Here is a 17,687-nt window from a genome sequence, read left to right on the forward strand (position 1 = left end):
CCACGGCCCGGGTGGTAATCCCTGCTTCCGTACATGTCGGCATGGCATCGCGCCGCGGTGTGATGATCCGCCGTCACGACAGATGGGCGACACCACGGCATCGTGAGCACGTTGCAGCGCTGTTTCCTGGTTGGCCGCCGCGCGCGCTTCGGGATAGAAAAGAATGTCTTAAGGAGTCATCTACATGAAGAGAGGCTTGAAAGCAGTGCTCGCCCTGTCCGCTGCGCTCGCTCTGCTAGGCATCGGTGCGCCCGCGGACGCGACGACGGCCGTCCTGCTCTCGCGGGAGGAGCTCGTGCGCCAGTCGGCGACGATCGCGCGCGTGATCGTCGGCCGATCGTACACGACGGAATCCGATGACGGAAAATCGATCGTGACCCGCACCGAGCTCACGATCACCCAGCCGCTCAAGGGCGGCGCGGCGGACAAGGGGGGCTCGAAGATGATTGTGCTGGAGCAGATGGGCGGCACCTACAACGGCAAGACACAGCGGCTGCTCGGCGACGCCAAGCTCTCGCCTGGCGAGGACGCCGTGGTCTTCCTGCGCTCGGGCGACAAGGGGCGGTGGCACCTCACGGCGCTGGCGCTGTCGGCCTATCACGTGGACAAGAAGGGCATGGCGCGGCGCATCCTCGATGGGCTGCACCTCGTCCGGCGGACCGGGGCCGCGCTCGTGCCCATCGAGGCGCCCGTCGAGGAGGTCGAGCCCATCGAGAGCCTCATGACGGACGTCGTGCGCATCGCGGGAGGGAAGTGAGGTGAGGCGCCGCGTCGCCCTCGCCGCCCTGCTCGGCGCCGTCTCGTCCCTCGCCGTGGCCCGTGAGGCCGCCGCGTGGACGCCGCTCGATGACGTGGTCCCCCGCTGGGGCAAGCTGCCCGTCGCCTACTCCATCAACCGCTCTACGATCCCGGGCGAGATCTCCGCCTTCGCCGTCGCCCGTGTCGAGACCGGGTTCGAGGCGTGGTCGAACGCGGGGTGTACGGCGTGGCAGGTCGACTTCCTCGGCGACACCACCGATCGTTACAAATACAACGACGGCAAGAACGTGTTTCAGTGGATCAGCTCCTCCTGGCCGAACATGCTCGGCGACGTCAACTCGGTCATCGGCGTCACGTTGCCCGTCTGGAGCTTCGACGGCGCCATCGTGGACGCCGACATGGTCTTCAACGACGTCGGGTTTTGCTGGAACGACACCGGCAACAACGGCTGTGTCGACACACAGTCGATCGCCACGCACGAAGAGGGGCATTTCCTGGGCCTCGGCCACTCCGGCGAGCGGAACGCGACGATGACCCCTTACTATGTCGTGGGCTCGTCGATGCGCACCATCGAGCAGGACGACATCGACGGCGTGTGCGCGCTGTATCCCGTCGGCGGGACCACGGTCGCGAGCGCCACGAGCGCTGCCAGCGGCGGCGGCGACAGCTGCGATAGCTGCTCGAACGATTCGCTCGAGGACACCTGCAGGGCGGCCTATGACGCGTGCGGCGCGTCGACCGCGTGCAGGGGATTCATCGGCTGTGTCAACGAGTGCCAGGACGACGCGTGCGTCGAGCGATGCATGAATGACCATGCCCAGGGGGCCAGCATGTATATCCGCATCCTCGAGTGCATCTGCGGGGAGTGCTCGACCGAGTGCTCGACCGAGTGCGCCGGCTTCGAGGGCGGCGGCAGCGGCGCCGGCGGCAGCGGCGCCGGCGGCAGCGGGGGGGATGGCGGAGCGGACGGCAGCGGCGTGTCGACCTCCTCCTCCTCCTCCTCCTCCTCGGCCGGCGGCGGATCGACCGTGGGCGCGACCGTGAGCTCGTCGGTCGCCTCGAGCGGCGGGGTGGGCGGCGCGGGCGGCGCCGAGCCGGACGACACGCCGAAGAGCGGCGATGAGGACTCTGGCGCCGATGCCGGGTGCTCCTGCTCGACGACCGGCCGATCGGCCGATCTCGGCGGCGTCATGCTCCTCGGCGTGCTCGGCGCGCTGGCGTCGCGACGGCGCCGGCGCTGAGCGTTCGGTCGCGGGGCTCCAGGGGGAGCACCGGCCCCCGCGGCGGCGGGGATCGCGTCTGGGCCTGCCGCCATCTCGGCGTCTCGCCTGCTCCCACCTCTCCCGCCTCGCTCCCAATTCTTGTTTTGCCAATTGACACAATAGAAAATCGGGCTACCCTGAAGCTCGTGACAGCGCCAGGCCGCCCGCGCGGCAGACCGAGGAAGGATCCGCAGCAGCTCGCGACATGGGTTCCGCCCGAAGGCTGGTCACGCCTGGTCGCGTGGATCTCGCCGGAGGAGCGGATGGCGCTGAAGCGCGTCGCGCTCGAGGCGAACACCTCCGTCGCGGAGCTGGTGCGCGCCCTGGCGAGCGGGCTCGCCGGAGGCGTCATCACCCCTGACGAGCTGCTCGGCCAGGTACGAAAGGGCATTCAGGTCATGGAGAAGATTCCGACGATTTTCGATCGCGGCGACGACTTCAAGGTGCTCCCGAAGCCGCGGGAGGGGTGCGAGTGGGTCTTTGCGGGCGAGGGCCGTCCCACCGAGAAGCTCGACGGCACGAACGTGCGGTTGACCCTCCGCTCGGGCCACGTGGTCCGGGTCGAGAAGCGCAGGAACCCGAGCAAGCTCCAGAAGCAACAGGGAATCATCGACGGCTGGTACGTCGACGCCGACGAGCACGGTCCGGAAGACAGGTGGATCTTCGAGGCGGTTCGCGGGACGGAGTTCCAGGGCTGGCCGGACGGCGAGCACTCGGCCGAGGCGCTCGGACCGAGCATTCAGGGCAACCCGCTCGGGCTCGCCAGCCACATGGTCGTGCCGTTCAACCTCGAGATTCCCGTCTACGATGACGTCCCGAGGTCGTATGACGGCCTCCGCGGCCTGTTCCAGCACCTGGAGAGCCGCTTCGCCCCGGGTCACCTCGCGGAGGGGATCGTGTTCCACCATCCCGACGGCCGGCGCGCCAAGATCAAGCGCAAGGACTTCCCCGGAGGGGCCGGCAAGTCGCGGTGAGGCTCCGGCCGATCGGGGCGCCTCTCCGCCGGGATCGAGGCAGCTCGCGATTCGCGCCCGTAGGGTGGGCGCTCAGCGCCGCCGCCTGCCGCGCGCTGGCTTGCCGCGGCCTCCGCCGCGCGGCGCTGGCTTCTCTCCAGCGGGGCGCTGGGCCGGCTTCTCTCCAGCGGGGCGCTGGGCCGGCTTCTCCGGCGGCGCCTCCGTCGTCCGGACGACGAGCAACGCCCGCCCGCGCTCGAAGGTCGGCGTCACGCTCACGTAGCCGTTCTCCCGCGCGAAGCCCGCCATGTCGCCGCGGTGCTCATCCATGTACCGGCTGAACCGCGTCCAGAGATCGCGCGCCTCCTCGTCGGCGAGGGGCGCGCCGTCGATGGAGGCGGCGAGGTTCGAACGATCGCTCACTGGATCCCGTACTCCTTGAGGCGCCGGTAGAACGTCCGGCGCGGCAGGCCCACGACCTGCGCCGCCTTCACCCGGTTCCAGTTACAGCTCGAGAGCGCGACAAGGATCCGCTCCCGCTCGCTCGCCTTGTGCGCGTCCAGCGACGTCTCGACGTGGTGTGGGTCGCTCGACGGCGGAGCCCGGCCCGCGCTCGCGGGCGCCCCGCCGCCGGCGGGCGCTCGGGGCGCGGGCGTGGCGCCGCTGTCGAGCGAGCCCCGCAGCGACCGAGGCGCCGCGTCGGGGAGCTCGAAGTCCTCGCTCTCCAGCTCGGGGCGATCCGACAGGACCCACGCGTTGAGCAGCACGTTCTCGAGCTGCCGCACGTTCCCGGGCCAGGTGTACGCCGACAGCCGCTTCAGCGCGGCGCGGGACACGCTGCGGCGATCGCGGCCGTAGCGCGCGGCGAAGATCCCGAGGAAGTAGTCGATGAGCAGCGGGATGTCCTCGATCCGCTGGCGCAGCGACGGCACCCGCACCTCGACGACGTGCAGCCGGTAGTAGAGATCCTCGCGGAACGTGCCCCTCGAGACCATGTCGGCGAGATCCCGGTGCGTCGCCGCGATGACCCGCGCGTCGACCGGCTCCTCGCGCGCGCCGCCGACCGGACGGACGACCTTCTCCTGCAGCACACGCAAGAGCCCCGCCTGCATCTTCTGCGGCATCTCCCCGATCTCGTCGAGCAGGATGGTGCCGCCGGTCACCTCCCGGAAGAGCCCCTTCCGGTCGCGATCGGCGCCCGTGAACGCGCCGCGGACGTGCCCGAAGAGCTCGCTCTCCAGCAGGTGCTCCGGGATCGCGCCGCAGTTGACGCCGACGAACGGCTTCTTCGCCCGCGGGCTCGCGTTGTGGATCGTCCGCGCGACGACCTCCTTGCCCGTCCCGCTCTCGCCCGTGATCAGGATCGGGATGTCCGTGTCCTTCACCCGGTCGATGAGCGCGTACACGCGGCGCATCGCCTCGCTCGTGCCGACCAGGCCCTCGTAGCCGAAATGGCCGCGGATCACCGCGCGCGCCGAGCGCAGATCCCGCCGCGTCGCGGCCAGCTGCGCGGTGCGGTGGCCGAGGAGCTCCTCCAGCTTGGCGCGCGCCGCGCGCAGCTCCTCGTTCGCGCGCTCGAGCTCGCGGGCGCGGCGCTCGTTCTCGCTCACGAGGCGCGCCGTCTCGATGGCGATCGCGACCTGATCGGCCAGCGCCGTCAGCGTCGGGAGCTCCACCTCGAACTTCGCCGCCGCGCTCAGCCGCGTCTCCAGGTACAGCGCGCCGATCACCTGCCCGCTCCGCTGCCGGATCGGCACGCACGCGACCGACTGCAACATGAGCTGGTGCACCGAGACGTAATCGCTCATGCGCGTGTCGTCCCGCGCGCTCGCGGTCACGACCGGCTCGCCCGTGGAGATCACCCGCTCGGCGATCGAGCTGGAGAAGCGCGCGTGCGGGTCGTCCCCCGCCTGGTCGCGCGAGGCGTGGATCGAGAGATCGACCGCGCCCTCGCCGACCGGCGTCAGCTCGTCGCGCGGCGGCCGCTGCAGGATGATGAACCCGCGCTCCGCCTGGAGGAGCGCGATCGCATGATCGGTCACCTTCGCGAGCAGGCGCGCGAGATCGTGCTCGCCGGCGATCTCGCGGTTGATCTCGAGGACCCGCGCCAGCCGGTCCTCGCCCTGCGGGGCCGCAGCGCCTGCCTGAGCCGCCGCGCTCTGCTGGGTGAACGGCACCGTGCGGCTGCTCATCAGCTCGAGCATCGCGGCCGCCCGGATCTCCTTGCGCCGCGCGTCGTTCCAGAACACCTCCCGGAGGTCGCGCGGCAGCTTCGAGGCGATCTCCTCCAGCGTGATCAGCGCCTCCTCGCGGTCGTGGCGCGCCCGGATGAGGTGCCCCCGCTCCGTCTCGAGCTGCGCCCGCGCCTCCAGCGCGCGCCAGATCCAGTCGCGCTGGCCCGCGGCGCGCGCCGCGTCGAGCGCCTCGTCGTACGCCGCCCGGGCCCGCCACTCGTCGCGCGCGAGCGCCGCGACGCGGCCGCGCGCGAGCGCGAGCAGGGCGCGGTGGGCGCCGGTCGTCCCCAGGCGCTCCGACGCCACGTCGATCTCCTCGCCGAGGGCGCGCGGATCCGCGACGGCGCGCGCCACCGCGAAGAGCACGCGCTCGAGCCGCGCCTCGACCCCGTCGATGCGCCGGCCCATCGCCTCGTACGCCTCCGCGCACTCGAGGCAGAGCCGCTCGGCCTGCTCGAGATCGCCCGAGCGCGCCGCGTGCTCCGCCTCGAGCGCGAGCAGCTGCGCCTGCTGCTGCGGCGCGAGATCCGCGCGCTGGGCGGCGAGCGCGTCGAGCGACACCCGGGCCCGCGCGAGCCGCCCGAGGTAGAGGTCGAGGTTCGCGAGGTTGAGGAGCGCCTGGCGGATCGTCGCCACGCGGCCGGAGCGCCGGCCCAGGTCGACGGCGGCCTCGAGGTGGCGGATGGCCGCGCCGAGGTCGCCCTGGAGCTTCGTGAGCGCGGCGAGGTTCAGGCGGGTCGTCGCGAGCGTGCCCGCGTCGCCGGCCTGCTCCGCGGCCGTGAGCGCCTCCTCGTAGACCGCCTTCGCCTCGCTGAGGTGGTCGTCCCGCTGGAGCGCGAACGCGAGCGACACGAGCGCGACCGACAGGATCCGCGGCTCTCCCGTGAGCCGCGCGAGCCGGACCGCGTGCTCCAGCGTGCGCTTCGCGTCCTCGTGCCGGGAGGCGAAGCTCTGCGCGAGCCCGCGCGTCGCCACCGCCTCGGCGACGATCGCCTCGGGCGAGGCGCCGAACGCGGCGGCCGTCGCGAGCTCGGGGCGCGACGCGCCGGTCAGCCCCGCCTCGATCTTGAGCGGGCCCACCCGCTCCACGGCCTCGCCCGCGCGGCGCTCCGCCTCGCCGTAGTCGCCGGTGCGCACGAGCGCGCGGGCCATCTGCAGCGACCAGAACGCCGCCAGCGCGTGATCGTTCGAGGCCTCGACCTGGTCCTTCACGCGCGCGAGCTCGGCGAGCGCCCGCGCCGTGTCGCCGCGGTTCATGGCGAGCCGCGCGCGCGCGATCGTCAAGGAGGGCACCGCGGGGGCCGAGCCGCCGCCCTCGTGCCGCCCGAGCGCCTCCGCGGCCGCGTCGTAGTGGCCGCGGTCGAGCAGCCGGTGGATCTCCGCCGGCCGCAGCGCCGCCCCCTCGGCGCCCGCGCCGCCCGGCCCGGACGCCGCCGCGCTCGTCGGGGGCGCGTCGAGCAGCCGATCGACGTCCTCGGTCGACGCGACGGGCGCGCGCGCGATGCACGCGACGATCTCGCGGATGCGCCCGGGCCACCGCCCCGCGCGGGAGACGACGTGCGCCGCCACCGCGTCGCTCAGCGACGGGATGGTGCGCTGCACGAGCTCGCGGGCGACCTGCTCGTCGAGCGGCGCCATCTCGAAGCGCTCGAACCCGCGGCCCAGGCGCGCGGGGGAAGGCGCGTCGCCGGCGGGCGCGCCGCTCTCCGATGGAGCCCCGAGCACGAGCACGAGCTTGCCGCCGGCCTTCCGCACCTCGTCGAGCCGCTCGATCGCCGTGTCGCCGAGCCGATCGGCGTCGTCGACGAGCGCCGTCACCCGGCCGAGATCGTGCTCCGACAGCTCGATCGAGAGCGCCTCGCGCGGGTCGGCCACGCGGGCCGCCTCGACCCACGCGACGGCGTACCCGCCGACCTCGAGCGACCACGCGATGCGCCGGAGCAGCGCGCTCCGCCCGGAAGCGCGCGGGCCTTCGATCGAGAGCCCGCCGCCCGCGGGCAGCGCCATGATCTGCGCGAGCAGCCGCGTGGAGGGCGCGTCCAGCCCGACGATGGGCCAGACCACGGCGCCCGCGTCCGCGTCGGGCCGCGCGCCCGCCTCGCCCGGCCCGGTGGGGAGCCGCGCCGCGCGCCGGAGCGCGTTCGCGAGCTCGTCCGCGCTCGGGTAGCGCGCGTTCGGGTCCTTGGCGGTCGCCCGGTCGACGACCCCCTGGAGCGCCTCGACGACCTTCGGATCGCGCTCGCCCCCGCTGTCGCGGAGGGCCTCGGCGAGCGTCGCGCCGAGCGCGAACACCTCGGCGCGGACGGTGAGCGGGTCGCCCTTGAAGAGCTCCGGCGCGGCGTAGCGGGGCGTGAGGCCCACGGGCCGCGAGCCGTCGTCCCGGAACGGCGCCGCGAGGCCGAGGTCGACGAGCGTGGCGCGGCCGTTCTCGCCGACGATGATGTTCGCGGGCTTCACGTCGCCGTGCAGCAGGAGCGCGCGGTGCAGGCGCGTCAGCTGATCGGCCGCGTCGGCGATGGCCGCGAGGTTCCTGGCCAGGTCGCCCTTGCGCGCGAGCAGATCGGCGAGGCTCGTCCCCTCGACGAGCTCGCGCACCATGAAGGGCCGCCCTGACGCGGGCAGCCGGCCGAAGCGCAGCACGCGCGGCACGCCGAGGCCCTCGACGCCCGACAGCGCCGCCGCCTCGCGGACGAGCGCGAGCACCTCCGGCTCGTCCGCCTCCTCGCCGAGCGTCTTCAGCGCGGCCGTCTTGCCGGTGAGGCGATCGCGCACCGCCCACACCTCGCCACCACCGCCCTTTCCGAGGGCCCCGATCGGCTCATAGCGCGGCGGAAACAGCGGACGCGACGTCACCTCATCCCTCGATCAGAGGCCATACCCCGCGGACAGCCCGAAGAACAACCCTGTGATGGAGAAGCCGGCGTCGAGCCGCGTCTGAAGCTGCTTGATCGGCTTGTACCGGAAGCTGAGCTGCGGGAACGAGATCCACGGGAACACCGACGGCTTGGATCCTCCGTTGATCCAGCTCGGCTCGTCGTAGTCGCCGAAATGCTCGTTGGAGCCGTCGCAGAAGCCGCCGATCGGGCCGGGGCACTTGCTCCACGAGCCCACGTCGTCGGGGTCGAGGCGAGACGGGTTGTTCGGGTACGCCTGCGCGCGGTAGAGGTCGCCGAAGACGACGCCGAGCCCGACGCCGCCGCCGATCAGCAGGGAGAAGCGGCCCTTCTCCTTGTCGAGCGGGATCTCGTAGAGGAGATCGGTCGTGAAGTAGACGAGCTTCATGGTGCTCGACACCATCTCCCAGGCGTCGTCGCCGTCGTTCTTCCCCTTGAAGAGGAAGGGATCCATCGAGTAGTCCGCGTAGGAGATCGCCAGATCGATCTCGAGCCCGTCCCTGCGCGTCGAGAGCTCCGGGCCGAACGTGAACACGTTCACGCTCGACCCGCCGTCCGCGAAGAGGTTGATCATCGCCTTCGGCACGATGAGGTTCCGGAACCGGAGCCCGGCGAACCGATAGGTCTTGCCCTCCCGCTCGAACGGGGCGTTCTCATCCGCCGCCTCGGGCGGCGCTTCCTGCGGCTTGTCCTTCTCGCCGGGCGCCTTGTCGTCCTGCGCCTTCTCGTCCGTGGCCTGCTTCTCGGCGGCGGGGGAGTCGTCCGGGTTGCCTTCGGCGTCGTCCTTGGGCTGCGCGCCGGCGCTCGACGAGAAGCACACGGCGCCGAGCAACGCGGCGAGCGCGGCGGCCCTGGCGTGCGCCCCGACCGCGAGCTGCCGACCCATCTTCACGTGGTACATTGTAGGTCACCTAGCGATGCGTAAGTTCAGGGCCGGGCTCCGCGCCCACGGAACAGGCGCGCCGAGGCCAGGTTCGGGTTCTCCGCGCGCCCCGGTGGACCGGGCACCGGCGAGGGGAGGGTACACGAGACGCAGCGCCGTGTGACGCCTGCGGACCGCCCACGGCGGAGCTTTTTCCACGACCGCGCGTCAGAGCGCGCCTGCTCGTGATCGCCTTCGATGGCCGTGCGATGTTGGCGCGGCAGGGCTCCACGGCGGCGGCATTGCTGGCGGACCAAACGAGGTTGCGCACAGCAAAATAATCCGCAATAGACGGAAAGGATGATCCTGCATCAGGCCCAGGTCGAGCAGACGATCGACCGCGACGAGCGGGACAGGTTCATCAAGGAACTCGTGGTGGTGCGGGTCCGCAGCACCGCGCACGAGTCCCCGCCGGCGAGCCGTGGGATCGAGGGGGCGCGCGCGTCGGGGGTGGACGACGCGGAGCCGGTGGAGCGGGACGTGCCGCTGGCGATGATCCGCAAGCGGAGCGCGCGGCTCCGGAGCACGGTGGCGAGCGTGCTCTTGGTCCACGGGTACGGCCAGAACCGGTACATCTGGCACCTGCCGTCGCGGAGCTTCTCGAACTACCTGGCGCGCGCGGGCTTCGACGTCTTCAACCTGGACCTGCGGGGGCACGGTCGGTCGCGGCACCTCGGGGCGCGGCGGCCTGCCCACGTGACCGATTTCGTCCGCGAGGACGTGCCGGCGGCGATCGAGGAGATCCGGCGCATCTCGGGCCCGCGGCCGGTGTACCTGATCGGCCACTCGCTCGGGGGCCTCGTCGGCTACGCGACGGCGCCGACGATGGGGGACGCGGTCGGCGGGATCGTCACGCTGGGGAGCCCGTACCTGTTCACGCACGGGTCGCGGTCGCTCGCGCTGCTCGGCCGGCTGATGCTGACGGTCGACCGGCGCGTCCCGCTCGGGCAGGGGGCGCTCCCGCTGTCGGCGTGGGGCGAGCCGTTCCGGTTCGTGCGGGCGTTCGTCGAGAGCCCGATCTTTCCGCTGCCGATCCGGGGGTTCGTGCCCGGCTCGATGGAGACGCGGGTGCTCACGCAGCACATGTCGCTGGCGATGGACAGCGGCAGCATCACGGTGCTCCGGAACATGTTCCTGGACGCGGCGGCGTCGCGGAAGAGCGGCCACCACATGGGGAGCCTCTTCGGCTACGCCGAGCGCTTCGAGCAGCTCGACGTGCCGCTCCTGGTCATCGCGGGCACGCACGACGACCTCGCGCCGCCGGCGTCGGTGAAGCCGGCGTACGAGTTCAGCCGCTCCTCGGACAAGACCTACCGCGAGTTCCCGCGCGGCCACCTCGACATCGTCGTCGGCCGGGACGCGCCGCTCACGGTGTGGCCGCTCATCGAGGCCTGGCTGAAGACGCGCATCCGGTGGGCGGCGGCGAGGGGGCGCGAGCAGCTGAGCGCGTAGGACGCCACGCGAGGGCGCCGGCGTGACTGCTATCGTAGGCTGATGAGCATCGAGCTCCGGCAGCTGGGCGCCGAGCAGTACGGCGAGTTCGTCCATCCCATCCTCACCGCCTTCGGCGCGCTCATGAACGTCGATCGCATGGAAGGGACGAAGCGGCTCCAGGAGTTCACCTCCCGCCTCGGCGCCTATGACGGCGAGTCGCTCGTCGGGGCCGCCGGCACGTTCTCGCTCACGATGACCACGCCGGGCGGCGCCGCCCCGGTCGCCGGGCTCACGGCGGTCGCGGTCATGCCGACGCACCGCCGCCGCGGCATCCTCACGCGCCTCATCCGGCGGCACCTCGACGAGGCGCGGGCCGCGGGGCAGCCGATCTCCGCGCTCTGGGCCACGGAGGGCTCCATCTACGGCCGCTTCGGCTACGGCCTCGCGTCGCATGCGTGCTCCATCTCGATCGAGCGCGATCGCACCGCGTTCCGCGGCGAGGCGAGCGCGGAGGGCCGGGCGCGGCTGCTCGGGGAAGCCGAGGCGCTCGAGGCGTTCGCGCCGGTCTGGGAGCGCGCCCGCCCGCTCGTCCCCGGGATGCTGGCGCGCTCGGAGCCGTGGTGGCGGGGCCGGCGGCTGAGCGACAACGACTTCATCCGCCAGGGGGGCGGCCAGCTCCAGCGCGTCGTGATCGAGGTCGACGGGCGCCCCGAGGCCTACGCGCTGTACTGCGTGCACCACCGGTTTGACGCGTCCTCGATCCCGATCGGCTCCGTCCGCGTCATCGAGGCGATCGGCGCCTCGCCGCTCGGGACCAGGCTCGTCTGGCGGTACCTCTTCGACATCGACCTGGCGCAGCGGATCGAGGCGAGCTTCCTGCCGCCCGATCATCCGCTCGGCATGCTCCTCGTTGAGCCGCGGCGGCTGCGCCTCACGGCGAGCGACGGGCTGTGGGTGCGCATCGTGGACGTCGAGGCCGCGCTCGCGGCGCGCGCCTATGGCAGCGGCGAGGCGCTCACGCTCGAGATCACCGACCGCGATTGCCCCTGGAACGCGGGCCGGTTCCAGCTCAACGGGGGCGAGCGGCGCGCGACGCGGACCACGGCGGCGCCGGACCTCCGCCTCGACGTCACGGCGCTCGGCTCGGCGTACCTCGGCGGCGTCTCGTTCCGTTGCATGGCCGACGCGGGCCAGGTCGAGGCGCTCTCCGGAGGCGCCGTCGAGCGCGCGGACAGCCTGTTCCGCGCCGCGCGCGCCCCGTGGTGCCCCGAGCTCTTCTGAAGGCCAGGCCCCGATGACGCTCCCGCTCCGCGGCGTTTACGCGGTGACCCCGACCCGCCGCCGCCGCTTCCTGTGGGCCGCCTGGTGGACGGTCGAGCCGGCGCGCGAGCCGTTCCGCCCTCCGGACGCGAGCCAGGGCGGCGCGCGGACCGTCGAGGAGGCGCGGGCGCAGGCCGAGCGCGCCGCCGGGCGCCCGCTCGTCGAGATCGAGCCGGCCTGGGCGACGGCCTGGACGCGCGTCCTGCGCGGCGAGCCCCCGTGGCCCAAGCCGCGCGCGCGGCGGGAGGCGCCCCCGCCGCCCCCCGGGCCGTCGAGCCGCGCGCCGTCGCGGCCCGCGTCCGCGCGCGGCGCGTCGCCGTTCGCGGTGCTCGGACTGGCGGAGGCCGCGAGCGCGGACGAGATCCGCCAGGCGTTCCGCCGGCTCGCGCTCGTCACGCACCCCGATCGCGGCGGCGACGCCCGCGAGTTCATGCGCGTCAAGTGGGCTCACGACGAGGCGATGTCCAGGCTCGCGCGGCCCAGGCGCAGGTAGCGCCGCCACGGGGATCCGGGGCTACGGGTGGCTCGCCGCGGCGACCTTCCCGGCCTCGTCGAGGAGCGGCGCGTACTCGCGCGCGAGCAGCGGGTTGCCGCGGAGCGCCTCGTCGAGCGAGGCCCCGGCGCGCTGGGCCAGATCCAGGCGCGCCGCGCGCCCGCGCTCCGCCTTCGCCCGCAGGAGGAGCAGCGCGCCCTTCCTGGCGCTCGCCAGCGGGAAGCCCGGGTCGATGGCCAGCGTGCGCTCGATCAGCGCGAGCCCCGCCTCGACCTCCGAGCGCACGTCGAGGAGCCCCGGCCTGGTCAGGGCGGCGCGCTGCCGGTGGACCTCGGCCAGGGCGCCGAAGATCCTCGGGTTGCCCCCGTTCGCCTCGAGGGCGCGGAGCAGCGACCGCTCCGCGGCGCCGAGCGCCGCCGCAGGGCTGCCGCCGCGCGACGCGGCCCACCGCGCCGAGAGCAGCTCGATGTGCCCGAGCGCGAGGAGCGCCCCCGCGTGCTGCGGCCTCGCGGCCACGATGGGCTCGAACGCGCCCCTCGCCGCGCGGAGCGCGGCCGTCGGATCCTCGCCCCGGAGGAGCGCTCCGTGCGCCGCCTCGGTGCGCGCGAGGCCCGCGCCCTGCTTGGCCTCGAGATCGTCCGGGTTGAGGTGCGCCGCCGCGCCGTACGCCTCGATCGACCGCGCGAGCGAGACCTCCGGGCTCCCGCCGGTGAGCCGCTCGTGCCGGCCCTGGATCAGGTAGGTCAGGGCCAGGTTGTTGTAGGCGCGGTAGCTGTCCGGGCGCCGCCGCAGGGCCGCCTCGAGGCTGTCCTTGGCCACGTCGAGCGACTCCTCGGGCGACGCCCCGTGGTCGAGCTCGTACTGCGCGCGCCGCGCGTAGAGCCAGCCCTGGTTGAGGAGCGGCGGCATGTCGTTCGGCGCGATCTCGATCGCCCGCTCGGCGTACGACGCGCCGATCTCGAAGAGGGGGAGGGGATCGGCGCCGCGGGACGCGGCGTACTCGGCCATCATGCCGTAGGCGATGGCGGCGTCGTTCCACGCCCAGAAGGAGTTCGGGTCGAGCGCGAGCGACCGCTGCGCGCTGTCGACCGCGCGGCCGAGCGAGGGCCACGCGTCGAGCCCCACGGCGCTCTCGTGCGACGCGAGGAGGAAGAAGCTCGCCCCCATCGCGCCGTACGCGGTCGCGTCCGACGGGTCGCCCCGGGCCGCTTGCTCGCTGGCCGCGACCGCCTCGACGAGGTCCGACCTCGGGTCCGAGCCGCGCGACAGGTCGCGCCTTCCGCGGTGCACGAGCGCCCAGGCCTTCTTGGCGAGCGCGCCGCTCGCCCGCGGGTTGGCCCGGAGCGCCTTGTCGCACCGGGCGATGATCTGCGCGACGACCTCCTCCGCGTCTCCGCCGCGCTGCGCCTCGATCAGCATGATCTCGCTCAGGGCGCGCGCGGCCGCCTCGTGGACGTCGGGATCGCTCTCGGCCATCTCCGCCGCGGCCTCGTACGAGGCGACGGCGCCCCAGAACTCGACGAGCGCCGCCGCGTGCTCCCCGAGGTCGCGCGCCGCCGTGCCCTTCGCGAGCAGGACGTCGCCCTCGAGCTTCTTCGCCTCGTATTCCCAGGGCGATCGCGCGAACGCTCGCCGCGCGTCGGCGAGCGCCTCGTCGAACCGCCCCTCGTAGAGCGCGATGAGCGCCGCGGCGTACGACGGCGGCTCCGCGGCCGATCTCACGCTGTCCCTCAGGTACCTGAGCGCCGGCTGCTTGTGCCGCTCCTCGAGCTCGAGCTGGTGCGCGGACCGCTCCCCCTTGTCGGCGAGGCGCCGCGCCCGATCGAGCCCCTTCAGGTAGAGCATGCCGTGCACGAGGCCCGCCGCGAATTTCGCCTCGCGCGTGGCGTACCCGCTCGCGAGCGCCGCCTCGAGGTGCGCGAGCGCCTCCTCGGGCTCGTGCAGCGCGAGGTGCCCGCGCCCGAGCGCGTAGCGGCCGGGGCCCTCGACGAGATCGCCCGTCGTCTCGCGCATGCCCTGCATCTTCCGGTCGATCTCGCCCAGGCGCGCTCGGATGACCTCCTTCTCCCGCGACACCTCGTGGAGGGGGAGCGCGTAGGCGTAGCGCATGAACAGCTCCATCTCCTTGACGTCCTGACCGAAGCCCTCGGCCAGGGACGCCACGCGCGCGGCGAGCTCGGCCTGCCGCGCGGCGGCGAGCTTCGCGCGGAGGGCGACGGCGCCCGAGAGCGCGAGCACGACGAGCGCCACGGCGGCCGCCGCGACCGCGAGCCTGTGCTTCCTGGCGCGCTTCAGGGCGCGGTAGCCGATGCCCATCGGCCGCGCGTCGATCGGTTCCCCCTCGAGGTAGCGCTCGAGATCGAGCGCGAGCATCTTCGCGGAGTCGTACCGCCGCTGGGGCTCCTTCTCGAGGCACTTCATCACGATGGTCTCGAGATCGACGGGGATCCGCTTGTCGATCTTTCGCACCGGCGCCGGCGGCTCGCGCGCCACGCGGGCGATGAGGCTCGTCACCGAGGGGTCGACGAACGGCGGGCGCCCGGCGAGGACCTCGTAGAGCGTGGAGCCGAGGCAGTAGACATCCGTGCGGCGGTCGAGCTGGCGCTGGCCCCCGGACACCTGCTCGGGCGCCATGTACGCCGGCGTCCCCTCGCCGCTCGCCGTCGCACGGGCGTCCGCCGCGGTGTCCCTCGCGAGCCCGAAATCGAGGAGGTAGGGGCGGAAGGCGCCCTCGGCCGTCCGCTCCACCAGGATGTTCGCCGGCTTGATATCGCGGTGGATCAGCCCGAGCCGGTGGGCGGCGTGCAGGCCGTCCGCGACGTCGGCCACGAGCTTCACCCGCTGCTCGAGGGACATCTGCTGCGCCGCCCGGTGGAGCGGCTGGCCGTCGATGTACTGCATGGCGATGAACGGCTGGCCCTGCGCCTCGCCCACCTCGTACACCTTGCAGATGTTCGGATGCTCGACCCGGGCCTGGGCCCGCGCTTCCCAGATGAAGCGCTGGGCGAGCTCGGGATCGTTGCCCCGTATCAGCTTGAGCGCCACGTACCTGTGGAGTCGCGGGTCCCTGGCCTTGTAGACCGTGCCCATTCCCCCTTTCCCGATGAGCGACTCGCACTCATACCGATCCCAGTTGCGGATGGGAAACCTGCTCGGCACGCGCGACGAGGGCGGCTCGACGCACTGGAACACCGTCTCCTGCGCGGCGCCCGAGCTCCCCGGCGGGGCGGAGCGGGGCGGCCTGCTCTGGGGTGCGATCGAGACGGGGCGGGACGTGGGCTCCTCGCTCGCCGGCCACGCGGCGTTCGCACTCTCCGGGCCCGCTCCTCCCATTCGGCTCATGACTCGGACCCTTTTCAACAGCGAAGGTGGAGCCCCCCAGCGCATGGCCCCGAATCGCCATCATCCCGGACCGCCTGCCGCGTGCCAGTGAGCGCCTCGCTTCAGGCGTGAGCTACGAGCGATGTGACAAAACTGTCGCCCAACGGTAAACCTGAGTTTACGTCCATGTCAACACCCCGGACTGGGCCTGTCGCCGCGCGGGGGCCAGGGTGCGATGCGCTCGGCGCGGCGATGGGCGTGGGGCGGGAACAGGCGGCGGGCGCGACGTTCAGCGACGTTCAGCGACGTTCAGCGACGTTTCAGCGCCGCGCCGACGACAGCGCCAATGAACGATCCGACGAGAGAGCAGCGAGGAGCGGGACGCCGTTCGCGACGCTCCTTGTGGGGCGCGCGACATGATGCCGAGGTGGGTTCAGCTGCTCCGCTGCTCATGGGCCCGCCGGCGGGCTGGTCAGTACTTGACGGTGCAGCCGAACGCCTCGGTCTCTTTCGTGGAGATCGCCTTGCCGGCGGCGAGCTCGGCCAGCGCGGCATCGACGTAGTTCGTGACCTGCTCGCCCGGCTCGGGCTCACCGCCCTTCGTGCTGTCGATGGCGCCGGCGTAGACGACCGTACCCTGCGGATCGATGACGACCATGTGCGGTGTGCGCTGGGCGCCGTACGCGCGCCCCACATCGCCCTTCTCGTCGATGAGGAGCGGGTAGCTCATCCCGAACTCGCCCTTTGCCTTCACGTTCTCTTCCTTGCCGGTGCCCTGCTTGCCCGGGGCGCCCGAGTTGATGGCGAGCCACACGACCCCCTTCTGGGTCTGCTGCGCCGGCACGTCCTTCAGGCCGCCCTGGCGGTGCGCGAGCTGCACGAACGGGCAACCGGGGTTGAACCACTCGAGGACGACCGTCTTGCCCTTGTGATCGGCCAGCTTGACGGGCTTGCCGTCGAGGTCCGGCAGCGTGAAATCGGGCGCGGGCTGCCCGATCTTGGCCTGAGCCGCCGGCGCGTCCGCGGCCTTCGCCTTCGGGGCGTCGGCCCTGGCGGGCTGCGGCGCGGCGGCGCCGGTGGCCGCGGGCGCGCTCGCCTCGCCGGGCTGGGTGCACGCCGCGAGGGCCGCGGCGAGGAACGTCAGGGAGATGAGCCTGTTCATCCAGGGACGCTTACCACGCGTCGCGGGAGGCGCATGCGTCACGGGAACTCCGGCCAGCGATCGCCGGTCGCCCACCGGTATCGAAGGCCGAGCTGGCCGAGATCCGCGCCCAGCAGGCCGAGCCGATCGGGCGTCGCGGCCACCACCATCACCGTCCCCACCGCGTCCAGGTGGTGCGTCAACGACACGGCCAGCACGGGGCCGACGCGCACGACGACGCTGTCGCGGCCAGGGTTGCCGAGCACCTCGGCGGCGGCGCCCAGGCGGAGCTCGCCGAACCTGTCCATCTCCGCCATGTAGCCGAGCCGGGCCCGGTAGAGGTACGGCGGCTTCATCACCGCGTGGAGCGCCTCCTCGTAGAGGTAGAATCCCTCCGGCGTCCCCAGCACCGCATAGCCGGTCGCGACGCCGAACAGGCTGCCTCCGAGCAAGGGTATCGAGCCCGACGCCTCGATCTCCGCCGCGACGTACCGCGACGGGGGGCCCTGCATGAGCTCGGTGTCCCTGCGCGTGTACGACGCCCGAGGCTCGAGGAAGTACTGGGTCGTCGAGAAGGCGTACCGCGCGCCGCCGCGGATCTCCACGCTGGGCAGCGCGGCGCGGAGGCCCAGGTACTCCGCGCCGCCGCTCGGCGACACGCTCGCGTAGGCCTCGATCCCGAGCCAGGACCAGTGCGGCTTGCCCACGCCGAGCGCGAGGCTCGGCCTGAAATAGATCACGCCGAGATCCATCAGCGCGGAGAGGAACGGGCGCGCGGCGGCGCTCCGCGCCCAGTAAGAGCGCTTCTGCAGGAGGTCGATGCCCGAGGGCACCGGCGGCGGCTCGCCGGCGGGCGACGGCAGGTCGGCCAGATCCTGGGCGCCGGCCCCGGCGGGCAGCAGGGTGAGCCCGGCGAGCGCCGCGGCGGCGGCCAGCGCGCGGCGGAGCGCCATC

Annotated in this window: 12 protein-coding genes; 6 read left to right on the forward strand and 6 right to left on the reverse strand. The window is 73.0% G+C overall.

All coding sequences use genetic code 11. From position 1 onward, the window contains the following. Window positions 1–184: 184 nt before the first annotated feature. The 3 genes from WMF27_RS01660 (at window position 185) to WMF27_RS01670 (ending at window position 2,995) form a co-directional block, all read left to right on the forward strand. Window positions 185–757, forward strand: coding sequence for a hypothetical protein (locus WMF27_RS01660; RefSeq protein WP_437762010.1), 573 nt, complete (start codon window positions 185–187; stop codon window positions 755–757). Window position 758: 1 nt separating this feature from the next. Next, window positions 759–2,000 carry a matrixin family metalloprotease gene (locus tag WMF27_RS01665; RefSeq protein ID WP_437762009.1) on the forward strand — a complete coding sequence of 414 codons (1,242 nt, stop codon included), beginning with the start codon at window positions 759–761 and terminating at the stop codon, window positions 1,998–2,000. A 284-nt stretch (window positions 2,001–2,284) separates the two neighbouring features. Beyond that, window positions 2,285–2,995, forward strand: coding sequence for a hypothetical protein (locus WMF27_RS01670; RefSeq protein WP_437762008.1), 711 nt, complete (start codon window positions 2,285–2,287; stop codon window positions 2,993–2,995). A 72-nt stretch (window positions 2,996–3,067) separates the two neighbouring features. Here the strand turns inward: WMF27_RS01670 and WMF27_RS01675 are convergent, their stop codons facing one another. The 3 genes from WMF27_RS01675 to WMF27_RS01685 are packed head-to-tail and all read right to left on the reverse strand — an operon-like array spanning window position 3,068 to window position 9,003. Further along, window positions 3,068–3,397, reverse strand: a complete 330-nt coding sequence (locus tag WMF27_RS01675; protein WP_437762007.1) for a hypothetical protein — start codon at window positions 3,395–3,397, stop codon at window positions 3,068–3,070. Then, on the reverse strand, window positions 3,394–8,061 hold the full coding sequence (locus WMF27_RS01680; RefSeq protein WP_437762006.1) for a sigma 54-interacting transcriptional regulator: 4,668 nt from the start codon (window positions 8,059–8,061) through the stop codon (window positions 3,394–3,396). The genes WMF27_RS01675 and WMF27_RS01680 overlap by 4 nt, the downstream gene beginning before the upstream one ends. 12 nt (window positions 8,062–8,073) lie before the next feature. Beyond that, complete coding sequence (locus tag WMF27_RS01685; RefSeq protein ID WP_437762005.1) at window positions 8,074–9,003, reverse strand: hypothetical protein; 930 nt, start codon at window positions 9,001–9,003, stop codon at window positions 8,074–8,076. A 321-nt stretch (window positions 9,004–9,324) separates the two neighbouring features. On the opposite strand from WMF27_RS01685, the gene WMF27_RS01690 reads away from it, so the two are divergent. The 3 genes from WMF27_RS01690 to WMF27_RS01700 are packed head-to-tail and all read left to right on the forward strand — an operon-like array spanning window position 9,325 to window position 12,271. Then, window positions 9,325–10,476, forward strand: a complete 1,152-nt coding sequence (locus tag WMF27_RS01690; RefSeq protein ID WP_437762004.1) for an alpha/beta fold hydrolase — start codon at window positions 9,325–9,327, stop codon at window positions 10,474–10,476. A gap of 42 nt (window positions 10,477–10,518) precedes the next feature. Beyond that, window positions 10,519–11,739: a GNAT family N-acetyltransferase gene (locus tag WMF27_RS01695; protein WP_437762003.1), complete on the forward strand. Its 1,221-nt coding sequence runs from the start codon at window positions 10,519–10,521 to the stop codon at window positions 11,737–11,739. A 13-nt stretch (window positions 11,740–11,752) separates the two neighbouring features. Next, a complete protein-coding gene (locus WMF27_RS01700; protein ID WP_437762002.1) occupies window positions 11,753–12,271 on the forward strand; it encodes a J domain-containing protein in 519 nt (172 codons plus the stop codon). 21 nt (window positions 12,272–12,292) lie between these two features. Here the strand turns inward: WMF27_RS01700 and WMF27_RS01705 are convergent, their stop codons facing one another. The 3 genes from WMF27_RS01705 to WMF27_RS01715 all read right to left on the reverse strand — a co-directional run bounded on the left by WMF27_RS01705 (window position 12,293) and on the right by WMF27_RS01715 (window position 17,686). Next, window positions 12,293–15,613 carry a protein kinase domain-containing protein gene (locus tag WMF27_RS01705; protein ID WP_437762001.1) on the reverse strand — a complete coding sequence of 1,107 codons (3,321 nt, stop codon included), beginning with the start codon at window positions 15,611–15,613 and terminating at the stop codon, window positions 12,293–12,295. A 451-nt stretch (window positions 15,614–16,064) separates the two neighbouring features. Further along, window positions 16,065–16,754, reverse strand: a complete 690-nt coding sequence (locus tag WMF27_RS01710) for a thioredoxin family protein (RefSeq protein ID WP_437762000.1) — start codon at window positions 16,752–16,754, stop codon at window positions 16,065–16,067. Between the two features lie 38 nt (window positions 16,755–16,792). Further along, window positions 16,793–17,686, reverse strand: a complete 894-nt coding sequence (locus WMF27_RS01715; protein WP_437761999.1) for a hypothetical protein — start codon at window positions 17,684–17,686, stop codon at window positions 16,793–16,795. Window position 17,687: the final 1 nt, after the last annotated feature.

It is taken from the genome of Sorangium sp. So ce281 (assembly GCF_051527395.1).
Classification (GTDB): Bacteria; Myxococcota_A; Polyangia; order Polyangiales; family Polyangiaceae; genus Sorangium; species Sorangium cellulosum_B.

Coding starts and splice junctions, on each gene's coding strand:
- WMF27_RS01700 (WP_437762002.1), top strand. CDS start 11,753: ATGACGCTCCCGCTCCGCGGCGTTTACGCGGTGACCCCGACCCGCCGC.
- WMF27_RS01705 (WP_437762001.1), bottom strand. CDS start 15,613: ATGAGCCGAATGGGAGGAGCGGGCCCGGAGAGTGCGAACGCCGCGTGG.
- WMF27_RS01670 (WP_437762008.1), top strand. CDS start 2,285: ATGGCGCTGAAGCGCGTCGCGCTCGAGGCGAACACCTCCGTCGCGGAG.
- WMF27_RS01710 (WP_437762000.1), bottom strand. CDS start 16,754: ATGAACAGGCTCATCTCCCTGACGTTCCTCGCCGCGGCCCTCGCGGCG.
- WMF27_RS01695 (WP_437762003.1), top strand. CDS start 10,519: ATGAGCATCGAGCTCCGGCAGCTGGGCGCCGAGCAGTACGGCGAGTTC.
- WMF27_RS01690 (WP_437762004.1), top strand. CDS start 9,325: ATGATCCTGCATCAGGCCCAGGTCGAGCAGACGATCGACCGCGACGAG.
- WMF27_RS01715 (WP_437761999.1), bottom strand. CDS start 17,686: ATGGCGCTCCGCCGCGCGCTGGCCGCCGCCGCGGCGCTCGCCGGGCTC.
- WMF27_RS01685 (WP_437762005.1), bottom strand. CDS start 9,003: ATGTACCACGTGAAGATGGGTCGGCAGCTCGCGGTCGGGGCGCACGCC.
- WMF27_RS01660 (WP_437762010.1), top strand. CDS start 185: ATGAAGAGAGGCTTGAAAGCAGTGCTCGCCCTGTCCGCTGCGCTCGCT.